This window comes from Flagellimonas pelagia, from assembly GCF_003584135.1.
Classification (GTDB): Bacteria; Bacteroidota; Bacteroidia; order Flavobacteriales; family Flavobacteriaceae; genus Flagellimonas; species Flagellimonas pelagia.
The window spans coordinates 270,672-283,338 of sequence record NZ_QXFI01000018.1; the positions used below are offsets into that span (position 1 = coordinate 270,672).

The window sequence follows — 12,667 nt, forward strand, 5'->3', positions numbered from 1 at the left end:
CTCGTACTAGGCATCCAATCGTTCCTCTTCGGCATCTGGGATAAAGTTGCCATTATCATACACATTTTTGGTGATGAACGACATCAAAAACAAGAATGCCCCAAAAAACAACACCATCACACCTTTGGAAACCATGCTAAGTTGCATATTCTTCAACGAAAGTCTGTTTTTCCATTTTTTATCCGAGCCCCGCTTCCATAGCCAAACACCGGTCATGACCAAGGTAATGGCCAAAGCCAACCACAATAGGAAGAACCAATTGGCCGATTCTTGAAATATACCATAACCGCTCATTTCCGAATAATCTTCAACTCCAGGAGTAAAACCATATCCTAGCCTTAAATCTTCAATGATGCCCATATCAAAGGAAACAATCAAGAAGATGAAAATGGCCACACAAAGAAGGTGTGTGAAAATTCGATGGCTGGTCAAAGCTCCCACAAAAAACACCAAAGACGCCCAAAGTACAAAGTTCAAAAAGGCCCAACGATAGAGCAAAAGGTCCTCTGCAAATTGTCCTAAATCTATATAAGAAGCTCCACCCAACAACACTTGGGTAAACACGGATACTACAATAAAGCTCACACTTAATATAAAAGACAGTCCAATAATCGCTGCCAATCTGGAAAGTTGGGTAACCCAGACAGGAACGGGCAACGAATCTGTTATTTGCCAAATATTGACCGTCTTGTCCTTAAAAAACAACTCGCCGGCCCAAATCATGATCAACATGGTTATAAAAACGCCCCATTGCAACCTAAAATAGGTCATATTGCTACTGATGGGATATTCATTACCAATATAATAAGCCGCATTCCAAGTAACATTTTGCAAAAACACCATCAATAAGATAATACCGAGGATTATTTTGAAGGAAGTAGGGCGAACAATGTTCAGGAACTCCAATTTTGAGAGTGACCATAGTTTAGTGAGAAAATTAGGTACTTTGTATTGTTTCACGACCTCTGGCAATTTTATGGATGCCGTAGAAAATGACACTTTCTTGCCTTCTTTGATTTTTTTGGATTTATCGGTACCGGCCTGTATGACGTACTTGAAAGAGAAGCGTAGATATGCCGCTATGGCAAACACCATGGCAAGTCCCATCCAAAGCAATCGGTTCTTTAAAACATAGCCGGTCAGTTTGAACAGTTCGGTATTTTTTTGTGTGGGACTCAACAGTTCGGTATAGTGCTGTGCCGCTACATAGCCTCCCGAATCCGCCAAGATGTAAGCCATTAGATTATCCCCACCCCCGGTTTCGTAGGAAGTTTGGGCGATTAAAAATAGAATGACCACCAAGAATACGGCCAAATAACTTGTGGTCATTCTACGGGTAAACACAATGGCAAAAAATACAACGGATACATAAAAAAAGAGGTTGGGTACGGTAAACATGATCCAACCGTGAAACAAAGGGCCCCATTGAACCGGACCAAAACGACCAGCCTCGCCAATGCCGGAAAACGGCACCAACAAATGCCCAACAATCATACCCGTACTTAGAATGACAAGGTATAGGAAAGCGGCCAAAAAGCGGCCTATAAAAAATTGTTTTTCATTGATGGGCAGTGCATAGGTCCACTCCGCGGATTTATACCTGATCTCTTTGTAAAGCACACCTCCGGTAGCTATGGCAATGATGATGATCATAAGCATACCCATGGCCGCATAGTTTCTATACAAAATGCTCGAAGCGTTCATAAGCACCCCTTCGTTGGAAAAGAAATCAAACGATCCCTTGGTATACCATATCATCTGAAAGGCAAGCATGAGAAAGAAAACAAGGGTAACCCAACTAAATACACGCTGTCTTAGCTCGTTTTTTACTATGGAAAATATTGTTTTCATTTTAGTGTTCGCTTAAAATTTTAAAATAGGCATCTTCTAAAGAAGGTTTTTTAGCATCAAAATCACCATTGGGTAAATCATTATATTGGGTAAGAATTTTTTAAAAATGGAACAATCACCAAAATCGATTTAATTGTATTTTTTGAGGCACGATTTCCATGATAAAACCAAAGAAAAAACGGGTCTGCAAATTAAACTCTGTCTGAAAGTAATTAAGTATTAATTTTTAGAGGTCAGTAGTTAGTTACTTATCCAAGATTTCACTTGGTGTATCATTGTACATTATAATGATGAACATCGATTCAAATCTAACAAAAAGGTCGCCAAGGACCGCCATGGGGATAGCATTTTAGATGTCGATAAAGCTCAACAACCGGAACACGGCCAGCATATCACAGCGTGTGGTCTGGGTTAAAGCCATCTACCAATTTTTTATGCTCGTAATCGGCCACCATAAGCTCCTCATAATCAGTTTTTGTTCCCTTGGTAAACTTATGTACCAATTTTTCCATTAAATTGTATATTACCGGTACTATTATCAAGGTCAAGAAAAGCGAACTTATCAATCCCCCGATGATAACCCAGGCAAGACCATTTTTCCATCCCGATCCCGGGCCTGAGGCCAACGCAATGGGAAGCATCCCGAAAACCATGGCAATGGTAGTCATTAGAATTGGGCGGAGACGTGCGTGGTTGGCCTGTATCAAGGCGTTCCTGACCGTTTCCCCTGACCGGACCCTTTCGTTGGCAAAGTCAACCAGGATAATGGCGTTTTTACACACTAGCCCGATCAACATAATTATACCAAGAATGGTAAAGATGTTCAGGGAATTGTTCGTTAACGCCAATGCCAGCAAAGCTCCGATGAACGATAAGGGAATGGAAAAAAGAACTACGAACGGGTGCACAAAACTGTCGTACAGGGAAACCATTACCAAATAGACCAATATAATAGCTGCCAACATAGCAATTCCCAGTGTTCCGAACCCTTCCGATTGCCTTTCTTTATCCCCACCCCATACGTAATCGACCCCCGTGGGCCGTTCGACATCCTGGAAGGCAGCTTCCCATTCATCCGCGACCGTACCAGCTGGTCTGCCAACGGACTGCCCTTTTACGGTAACCGACGCGGTCTTATCCCGGCGTTCCAATTGGCTCGGGCCCAACGTTTCGGTGATGTCGGCGAACTGTGAGAGTTTTACCTCTTGCCCTTGGTCATTAGTAAGGATCAAATCCCCTACATCGACAATGCTTTTTCTATCAAAACTATTGTAGCGAATGTTAATATCATATTCATATTCCCCTGCCCTGAATTTGCCATCGGTATTCCCGTTAAATGCTGTTTGCATTGTCAACCCCACCGTTTGTAACGATAATCCCAGGGAGGCCATTTTATCCCGATCTACTTGAACATTGATTTCAGGATTTCCCGTTTCTACGGACAATTCAATTTCCGTGGCCCCAGGAATCTTATGCAGTTCCGCCTCCGCCTTTCTGGCAAAGACCATGGCACTATCCAAACTAGGTCCGGTCACTACCAAGGCCAACGGGGCTTCCTCCGCCACTCCCAAAAGACTTATAGGGACGGTTTTCACCTTGGCTCCGACCAAAATTTTCTCTAAACGACGTTTTGTTTTGGCGGCAAATACATAAGAATCGTCCTGCCTTTCATTTTCATCAACCATTTGGACGTTTATTTCCGCCTTGTAAGCTGTAGCCTGTGAAGCTCCTAAGCCTTCGCTGGTCTGGCCTACAGTGGTGATAAGGCTCTTGACTTCTTCCTGTGTATTCAAAAAGGCCTCTGCTTTTTGGGCCATAAAATTACTTTCTTCCAATGAGGCATCTTTTGGTAGTTCTATCTGCACCAAAAACTCGCCCCTATCCGATGTGGCAAAGAATTCGCCTCCAATAAATCCTGCCGCTACCAAGGCGATCGAAGCAAAGAAGATAACCAAAACGATGGACAGCGTGGTTTTATAATGATCCAGGCACCAGGTCAATAAGCCGGAGATCCAATTCGTGAAACGTTTTAATTGTGTTTCGAATTTGATGATAAGCCTACCGAACAGGTTTTTACCTGTGATATGCTCCAATTTTCCGAAACGGGACGATAACCAAGGAATAATGGTAAACGATGCCAATAGGGACAACAAGGTCGAAATAATTATGGTCACACAAAATTGGGTAATGATTTTGGACACCAGACCGCTGCTCATGGCAATGGGAAAAAAGACGACCACGATTACCAGCGTTATGGATGTTACCGTGCCCCCGATTTCAGCGGTACCGTCATAGGCCGCACGGACACGGTTTTTGCCCATTTCCATATGCCGGTAAATGTTTTCGAGTACAACGATGGCATCGTCCACCAAGATGCCTACGACCAAAGACAATCCTAATAAACTCATTAAGTTCAAGGTATAATCCAACAACAAAAAGCCTATAAATGTCGCAACCAACGATGCGGGTATGGACACCATTACAATTAGCGAGTTTCTTACACTGTGCAAGAAGAACAGCATTACGATCGCCACCAATAACACGGCGATCAATAGGTCATGGATTACGGAATCGGCCGCCTCTAGGGTAAAAACACTACTGTCATTGGCGACATTGAGACTGAGGTCTATGGTTTTATAATCGGTCTCGAGCTGTGCTATCCGTTTTAATATATCTTCACTTACAGCTACGGCATTGGCATCGGACTGCTTGATCACCTGCAGTAGGATGGCACTTTTTTGCTTTACCCGTGCAATTTTTTCAGGTATTTTTTGACTGTCCTGAACATCCGCAATATCACTGAGCCTCACTTGGATGCCATCTTTATCAGCGACTACCAGATTGCGCAGCTCTTCAACATTTTTATATTTTCCGGCCAACCGGATCAATATTTTTTGCTGCCTGGTCTGAATATTTCCTGTGGGGAAATCCAAATTCGAGGCCAGGATGGTCTGTTGGACCTGGGGTATGGAAAGGTTATATCCATGAAGTCGGTCGGCGTCTAAATTTACCTGGATTTCCCTTTCTTGCCCCCCGATCAAATTTATCTGTGCCACACCATTGACCCGGGAAAGCAAAGGGGCAATTTTTTTATCAATCAGGTCATAAAACTTAATTTCATCCATAGTGCCATTAGCACCAATTGTCATAATCGGAAGGTCGCTCAATGAAAATTTGCTTAAGGAGGGTGTTTTGGCATCATCGGGCAGATCACTGATAATGGCATTGATTTTCCGTTGTGCATCGTTTAGGGAAATATCAACATTGGCATCATCCGTCAAGGTAATCGCAACCGTGGAAAGGCTTTCATAAGAACGGGATTCTATTTTTTTGATGTTCTCCAGAGAGGCAACCGCATCCTCTATTTTTTTTGTCACGGTATTTTCGATCTCGCTGGGCGAGGCACCGGGGTAGATAGTGGCGACGGTTATGACATTTCGGTCGAATTTGGGTATCAATTCATACCCCAGTTGGTTATAACTGAACAGGCCCCCAAGGGTAAGTATGGTGAATAGCACAATGACCAATGAAGGCCTTTTTATGGAAATTTCCGCTAATTTCATAGTATGGAATAAAATGTTTCAGGTTATTGTCCGGTTCTAGTCGATGATGTCTATCTTGGAACCGTTCTGTAGATTGATCTGCCCGGTAACTATTACGAGTTCATTGCTGTCCAGACCATCTAATATTTCGACCTTATCACCGAATATTCTTCCAGCCGTTACACCGGTCAGTTTTGCAACTCCATCCTCAGCGACAAAAACCTGGTTACTGCTTACACTTCCCAGGAACGCATTTCTAGGGGCCACCAGTATCTTTTCGCTTTCCCGGTCTGACGAGGTGAAGGATGCCGTCCCGTACATGCCCGCCTTCAAGGCGTTGTCCGGATTGTTCGATATCTCGATTTCCACAGGAAAATTCAAACTGCTATCCGATTTCGGTGCTATAAACGTGATTTTCCCTGCAAATGTCCTGTCTGGTAAGACACTGGCTTTTACATTTACCGGGGCACCCGTTTTTAAACTGGCCACTTGGGACTCGTTGACCGTAACCCTAAGTTTAAGTTTGGAGACATCGACAATTTCGAACATTGGTGTTGCTGTTGCCAGAACAGAACCTGGTTCGATAAAACGCTTATTTACAACTCCTTTTATCGTAGCTTTTATGCTGACATCACTCGCATTTACCCTCGCTTGTTCCAGTCTCGATTGTGCAGTAACCAAGGTCAACTTGGCCTGATCCATTTGTTGTTCGGTCACTCCACCGGTTTTTAAGGCATTTTCAAAACGGTTGAAATTTTTGGACGCATTCTGATAGGCCGCTTCGGCCGCGTGCAGTTCTGCCGATACCTGCTCACTTCTCACAACTGCCAAAGTCTTGCCCACTCTGACATGATCACCTTCTTCTACCAATACCCTAACGACTCTACCTGGCTTTTCCGCAGAAAAATCCAGTTCTTTAAAGGGCTCGAAGTTTCCATTGGCGGTAAAATTGAGGGGAATAGTTTCCATCTTTACCGTATCAACCTTTACAGTGACACTAGCATTTTTCTGTGCAACTATATCCGTTTTTGCTTGATTTTCTTGTTTGTTGTTCATTAAGATGAAGGCAATCAGGGCCAATACCACTAAAATTGTAAGTATGTATATTATGTTCTTTTTCATCGTGCTTATTAGTTTGTTAGTGACTTTAATTCCCCTTTAGACTTCAACAACAGGATTTCTGCCAGTTTGTATTGTAAAATTGCGGAGTTAAAGTTGTTCCTAGCCTCGGTCAAGGCGTTTTCCGCATCCAATAGATCCGTTAGCGGAGCCAAACCTTGGACGTAATTGTTTCTGGTATTGTCCAAAACTGCCTGTGCCAACCTGACATTTTCGTTTTGATTGTTGACGGTCGCAATACTATTGTTTATTTGGGTTCGGGCATTTTCGTAATCAAGATCTAAGGCCAATTCGGTATCCTTGATATCCTCTTGTAAGATCCGCAGATCTATATCGGCCTGCATTACTTTGGAACGTGTACCAAAACCTGCGAAAATGGGAATTTTCAAATTCAATCCTATCGATGAAAAATCGGACCAATATACCTTGTCCTCAGGCTTTTTGAACCAGGGAAGGTCCGGGCCTTGGCCAAGATAGTTGTACCCAACTGTTAGGGAAAGCGTTGGATAATATTCCGCCTTGACCGCCATTTTCTGGTAAGTCAACAATTGTTCCTGCTTTTTGAGAAGCAGATACTCCGATCGATTCTCGGTATCCGGGGATGAAACTACCTCGCTTGGTCTGAATTCGAACTCGATTTCCGGAATTTCGATTTGGGCGGTTATGGGCATTCCCATAAAAAATTTCAGGGTATTTTCTTGAAGTTGTAGCGCATTGTTTATCTGGAGCCGTTGGGTCTCTAGATTTGAAATTTTAACAATAATCCTGTCCAAATCGATTTTCTTCGCTAGCCCATTTTGAAACTGGCCCTCAATGATATTTTTCGCCTTGATCGTATTTGCCAACGTACTATCAAGTACCTGAAGGTTTAAACGCTGTAGATATACTTGATAGTAACTATTGGCTACCTTTTCTATTACCTGCTCTTGAGTTAATCGATTATTGATCTGATAAAACTCACGGGTAGTTTTTGCTGCTTTTAAACCTGTGTAAACCGATTGGTCAAATAAGTTCTGGTTCAACGAAACACCAAAGACCGAATTCCATTTTTGCCCCAAAGTTGCCTGTATAACGGTGCCCGGTTGCCCAAAGGAACTTCCATCGATCACATTGGTCTGTAGGATGGGATTATAGACCAAACTACCATTTCCTGTGATCTGTGGCAATGCTCGCGAACGAACTTCCTGGATTTGGTACTCACTATTTTCAATGGCCAGCTTCGATTTTTGTGCATCGGCCTTGTATTCAAGAGCATAGGAAACGGCATCCTTTAGGCTAAGCTGCTTTATTTCCTGGGCATTGGCTACGCAAACAAGGCATAAAAGGGAAATGCTTAAAATTTTTTTGATCATAAACGGATACGTATTTAATGGGGGAGAAATTTTAGGATGTCCTATAGGGTTTTTTAAGATCCTCTTGTTTTATGTATAATTCTTTATTACCTAAAGTTTAGGAGCCGTTTCTATGGATGCTATATATACATCTTGCCAAAGCCACTAAATCTTTTTGTCCACTTTGGAAAAGTTCCACGTCCACCACGTTGATGGATTTACCACTTTTAACAATCTTTGCCTTGGCCAAAATATCCCCTTCAACGGTAGGATGGAGATAATCGATCCGCATATCCAAGGTATTTATCCTGTCCTGTAAGGAATCGAGGGTCGTCGCTCCGGCAGCTCCTCCAGCCGTATCGGCCATAGCGGCCAAAATTCCTCCATGCCATCGTTTTTGCAGATAGTCGCCTATGAATTCTTTCTTAAAAGGGACTTTGATGCACACGTACCCAAGTCTGATTTCCATAATTTCTAACCCGAATATTTTATTGGCCGGCATCATGTTTTCAATAGCATGCTTTAAAAACAAATAGTCGTCTTGCCCTATTTCCTGCATTGGTCAGATTTTAAAAATTAAAAGATTTTTTTTTTGCTAAAATAAATATTATTTTAGACTTTCTAACTAAAAAAGTCAAATGTTCAATATTGAAAGTACCGATAATTTTTCGTTAATACTTGATTCCGCCAAAAAAAGATTTTGCCGTTATGGCCTTAAAAAAACAACAATGACGGAGATTGCCGGGGATATAGGTCTATCAAAAGCATCCCTATACTACTACTTCTCCACTAAAGAAGAACTTTTCAAGGAAGTAGTAAAGCAAGAACATAAAACATTTTTAAACGAGATTGAAGGTCTTCTTTCTTCGGTTGTCCCTGCAGAAGAGTTATTCCATATTTACCTAGAAAGGCGACTGATCTACTTTCGCGATTTTGCACACCTCAGTTCTTTGAGCCTGGAATCTATAAACAGTTTAAAACCCGTTTACGCCCGCCTATTCGAAAACCTTCGCAAAGAAGAAATACGACTTGTGAGTAAAATATTGGAAAAAGGTATTGCCGCCCAAGATTTTGAAAATCTTGATATTGCTTATTATTCGCAATTGTTCATTGCCATTTTCCAAGGGTTGCGGCACAATGTACTTATTAAAAAAGACACAATAAATATCACGGAAATTGAGTATTCTCTATTGCAGAGACAATATGAAAGCGCATTAAAAATGTTCGTGAAAGGAATCAAAAAATAAATCGTAGGCCGGCCTTTAGAAAAAAGGAAACTAATTATTTGTTGCCTGTGCCATTATAATTTTTTTGTAATGAAAAACAAGATGCTGCCCAAGATTAGATATTTGCCTTTTTATGCCATCTCGACCCTGCCGATGCCTGTTCTGTACCTGTTATCGGACATATTGTTTGTAGTGGTCTATTACCTCATGAAGTATAGAAGGAACTTAGTCTCGGACAATATCAAAAAATCCTTTCCTCAAAAACCACAAATTACACTGAGAAAAATTGAAAAGAACTTCTATCGGCATTTCTGTGATATACTTGTCGAATCGATTAAGACATTGACCATCAGTAAAAGGTCGGCAATGAAACGTTTGCGTATAGAGAATCCGGATTTGGTAGAACATTATTTAAGCGAGAATAAAAATATTTTGCTTTACACTGCCCATCAGGGAAATTGGGAATGGTTGATATTCCTACCACTTTTTTTCCTTACCGATCAGACACTTTATACAAACCAATTAAAAACCACTATTTCAATAGCCTATTTAAAATTATCAGAGAACGATTTGGTGTCCATTGCATTGAATCCACCAAGGGATATAGGACCATTATCGACCTTGAACGAAAGAATGTCATTATGTTGAACTGCATCATCGGCGATCAAAGCCCTGTCAGAATCAGTACCAAACATTGCTGCCATTTTTTGAACAGGGAAACAGCTTTTTTCTAGGGGCCGAAAAGCTTGCCAAAAAAACCAGTGAAGTTGTTTTGTTCCCTTCTTACAAAAAAATAAAAAGAGGGTACTATGGACTACATTTTTAGTTTGATAACGGAAAGTCCCGTTTCCGTGAGAATCAATGGGATTATAGAAGACTATGCAGAGGCATTGGAAAACGTGATCTTTAAATCGCCGGAACTTTGGCTATGGAGCCAAAGAAGATGGAAGTTAAGTGCCTCAATTTGGGATTTTAAAGTACCCGGCATTATTTGGTCTATCCAAAATGCTATTGAAATTTAAGACCAGTTATATTTGACTAGAAAGAACCGAAACAAAAGGTTTAACGACCTAATATTATTTATCATTTTGGTGATCTTTATCATATTTCGCTATCGTTATAAATACGTAACTTTATGTTGCCTTAATAATTTAACCCAATGATCTGTAAATCCGAACTTGTTGCATGCTCCGCCTTAAACTTCGCTCAATTTGGGAGTAAACGGTTCACACTCGATGAGTTGGCAAATCAGCTTGGCATATCAAAGAAGACCATCTACAATTATTTTAGGAAAAAAGAAGAATTGGTTCAAGAGAGTACGGTCTATCTACTGCAAAGATATTCAAGGGAGATCCAAGAATCGGAGATTGCTTTCTGTAAAGATCCTCTGGAAAAGATAATACTGATATACAAAAAGGGTTTCGAACATTTAAAATTTTTCAGTCCCACGTTCCTTTTCGGACTAAAGAAATATTACCCTAAGGCCTATGATCTCTATTATAGCTTTCGAAATGATTTGGTAAATAAAACTATTTACGAACTCTTTGTCGATGCACAAAAATTGGGCTTTATTCAAAATGAGGTGAACTTGAGATTGGTTTGTGAACTGTACTTTTTGAATTTGAACACTATCGCTTTTGGTAAAACCAGTCTGTTTGATAAATATACCCAGCACGAGATTCTACAACATCTCATAATCAACACCATAAAAGGTATTGTAACCGAAGATTACACCAACAGGTTTATCCAAAAATAGACTGACAACCGTCATGTATTATAATTGCCCCCATCCTTAGGACAGGGACAGGGACAATTACAAACAAAAACTTGACGAGCTAGCCCATAAACTCGCCTAGCGATCAGATAAAGTGCATTGGTCATTTTTGCGCCTCTTCCTTTCCTTACGCACCGCTCTTCAACTAGACTAGGATGGCATTGATAATTTCAGAAATCGGGGCTGTCGGTGGAAAACCACTTTGGGAAAGAAAAATCTGCGGAACTATCTCCATTTCAATAGTATCTTTATCGTGTACTTTGTGCATGGACTATGGAATTTAAGTATGGTAACACTGATCTCAGAAGTCTGTAAGGTTCCCTGAAAAACGAAGCGTTGGAAATTAGAGTTCAACGTTTAAATTTGAGGCAATGAAAAAAAGCAGATTCACCGAGACACAGATCATCAAGGTCCTAACGGCACAAGAAAAGGGAAAGACCGTTGCCGAGATATGCCGCGAGCACGGTATCAGCCAACCGACCTTTTACAACTGGAAGGCAAAATAAGGGGGGCATGGGAGTAGACCAACTCAAGAAGATGAAGGAGATGGAGTCGGAACTTGCCGAGTTCAAGCGCATGTAAGCCGATCTTGCCTTTGAGAACAACGCCCTGAAGAACCTTATCGAAAAAAGCTAAGCCCGCCGAGAAGCGAGAAGCTGTCGGATACCTGGCCAAAGAGGTAGGGTTGAGTATCAGGCGGCCTGTGGGGCGGTGAGCCTTAGTCTGTCGGTCTATTATTACCGTTTCAAGAGGAAGCCCGAAGACGAAGTGATTATGGATTCTTTGGAAAAGCTGGCCGAAGGTCACCCGACCTACGGGTTCAGAAAGATGTTCCATATGCTCAGGGCAATGGGCCACGGCTGGAACCACAAAAAAGTCTACAGGGTCTATGTGTTGATGGGGCTGAACATTCGAAGAAAGCGAAAGAGAAGGTTGCCCGAAAGGGTAAAGAGCCCACATATACACCCCGTGGACTGTAACATCACATGGAGTGCCGATTTCATGCAGGATACCTTGACCAACGGAAAATCGTTCAGGGTCTTCAACGTAATCGACGACCTAAACAGGGAACCCCTGGTGTCCACCGTCGACACTTCGCTCAGTGCGAGGAGGATAACAAGAGAACTGGACAGGCTCATCGAATGGAGGGGTTCACCGGAGACCATCCGCGTGGACAATGGCCCTGAGTTCACTTCGGCCATTTTCAATACATGGGCCACAAAGAACGGTGTCGAGATCCGGTATTTCCAACCGGGAAAACCGACCCAGAACACTTTGGTCGAGAGGTTCAACGGCATCTACCGTAAAGAGGTTTTGGATGCTTATCTGTTCACGGAGCTTGATCTGGTCAGGGACCAGACCCAGAGATGGTTCCGGGAATACAACAATGTCCGACCACATGAATCATTGGGCAACAGGCCACCGAAAAAATTTTGGAAAGCCGAGGGAAATCCAGCTTTCCCTAATTGCTAATGGACAGCCATTTCACAAAAGAAAGTATATTTATGGACGCTTTGCTTTAGGGGAACCTTACACTATCTCTCGTCCAAAAAAAGTTTAAATCACTTCATATGCAAAATAACCTACTGAAGCAAGGTCGTGTTTATGACTTATATTGAAAAATGGTTATTCCAAAACTTATCAAATTTTCTCAATAAACCTCAAATGTAATATTTCATGTTTTAAAGTAACGCCAAAGACAACAGGCACTGCCAGTAATTACCTTCTTTAGAAAAGCAGAAACGAAACACAAAACACCATAAATTCGTTACATAATTAGGCATTAGAAGCAAATGCAAAACCATGTTTTGATAATATGTAGAT

9 protein-coding genes and 1 pseudogene are annotated in these 12,667 nt (G+C 41.7%); 5 read left to right on the forward strand and 5 right to left on the reverse strand.

Annotated elements, in window-relative coordinates:
• Positions 1-6: 6 nt before the first annotated feature.
• The 5 genes from D2V05_RS07715 to D2V05_RS07735 form a co-directional block, all read right to left on the reverse strand.
• Positions 7-1,851, reverse strand: a complete 1,845-nt coding sequence (locus D2V05_RS07715; RefSeq protein ID WP_036379398.1) for an ABC transporter permease — start codon at positions 1,849-1,851, stop codon at positions 7-9.
• Positions 1,852-2,243: 392 nt separating this feature from the next.
• Positions 2,244-5,414, reverse strand: coding sequence for an efflux RND transporter permease subunit (locus D2V05_RS07720; protein ID WP_036379400.1), 3,171 nt, complete (start codon positions 5,412-5,414; stop codon positions 2,244-2,246).
• Positions 5,415-5,450: 36 nt separating this feature from the next.
• Positions 5,451-6,515, reverse strand: coding sequence for an efflux RND transporter periplasmic adaptor subunit (locus tag D2V05_RS07725; RefSeq protein ID WP_036379401.1), 1,065 nt, complete (start codon positions 6,513-6,515; stop codon positions 5,451-5,453).
• A gap of 8 nt (positions 6,516-6,523) precedes the next feature.
• Positions 6,524-7,861, reverse strand: a complete 1,338-nt coding sequence (locus tag D2V05_RS07730; protein ID WP_036386003.1) for a TolC family protein — start codon at positions 7,859-7,861, stop codon at positions 6,524-6,526.
• A gap of 100 nt (positions 7,862-7,961) precedes the next feature.
• The gene (locus D2V05_RS07735) at positions 7,962-8,402 is read right to left on the reverse strand and encodes a PaaI family thioesterase (protein ID WP_036379402.1); all 441 of its coding nucleotides are present in this window, start codon (positions 8,400-8,402) and stop codon (positions 7,962-7,964) included.
• A gap of 79 nt (positions 8,403-8,481) precedes the next feature.
• Between D2V05_RS07735 and D2V05_RS07740 the strand changes: the two genes are divergently transcribed.
• The 5 genes and pseudogenes from D2V05_RS07740 (at position 8,482) to D2V05_RS07760 (ending at position 12,316) form a co-directional block, all read left to right on the forward strand.
• Entirely contained in the window at positions 8,482-9,090 is a 609-nt protein-coding gene (locus tag D2V05_RS07740) for a TetR/AcrR family transcriptional regulator (protein WP_051947139.1), read from the forward strand.
• A gap of 69 nt (positions 9,091-9,159) precedes the next feature.
• Positions 9,160-9,717, forward strand: a complete 558-nt coding sequence (locus D2V05_RS07745; RefSeq protein ID WP_036379403.1) for a lysophospholipid acyltransferase family protein — start codon at positions 9,160-9,162, stop codon at positions 9,715-9,717.
• Between the two features lie 161 nt (positions 9,718-9,878).
• Complete coding sequence (locus D2V05_RS07750) at positions 9,879-10,091, forward strand: lysophospholipid acyltransferase family protein (protein WP_036379405.1); 213 nt, start codon at positions 9,879-9,881, stop codon at positions 10,089-10,091.
• A gap of 137 nt (positions 10,092-10,228) precedes the next feature.
• Positions 10,229-10,825, forward strand: coding sequence for a TetR/AcrR family transcriptional regulator (locus D2V05_RS07755; protein WP_036379408.1), 597 nt, complete (start codon positions 10,229-10,231; stop codon positions 10,823-10,825).
• 389 nt (positions 10,826-11,214) lie between these two features.
• Positions 11,215-12,316: pseudogene (locus D2V05_RS07760) on the forward strand (IS3 family transposase).
• The last annotated feature ends 351 nt before the right edge of the window (positions 12,317-12,667 follow it).

What these genes read in the sequence shown, in the direction of transcription:
- D2V05_RS07715 (WP_036379398.1), bottom strand. Translation starts at nt 1,851, where the DNA reads ATGAAAACAATATTTTCCATAGTAAAAAACGAGCTAAGACAGCGTGTA.
- D2V05_RS07720 (WP_036379400.1), bottom strand. Translation starts at nt 5,414, where the DNA reads ATGAAATTAGCGGAAATTTCCATAAAAAGGCCTTCATTGGTCATTGTG.
- D2V05_RS07725 (WP_036379401.1), bottom strand. Translation starts at nt 6,515, where the DNA reads ATGAAAAAGAACATAATATACATACTTACAATTTTAGTGGTATTGGCC.
- D2V05_RS07735 (WP_036379402.1), bottom strand. Translation starts at nt 8,402, where the DNA reads ATGCAGGAAATAGGGCAAGACGACTATTTGTTTTTAAAGCATGCTATT.
- D2V05_RS07740 (WP_051947139.1), top strand. Translation starts at nt 8,482, where the DNA reads ATGTTCAATATTGAAAGTACCGATAATTTTTCGTTAATACTTGATTCC.
- D2V05_RS07745 (WP_036379403.1), top strand. Translation starts at nt 9,160, where the DNA reads ATGAAAAACAAGATGCTGCCCAAGATTAGATATTTGCCTTTTTATGCC.
- D2V05_RS07750 (WP_036379405.1), top strand. Translation starts at nt 9,879, where the DNA reads ATGGACTACATTTTTAGTTTGATAACGGAAAGTCCCGTTTCCGTGAGA.
- D2V05_RS07755 (WP_036379408.1), top strand. Translation starts at nt 10,229, where the DNA reads ATGATCTGTAAATCCGAACTTGTTGCATGCTCCGCCTTAAACTTCGCT.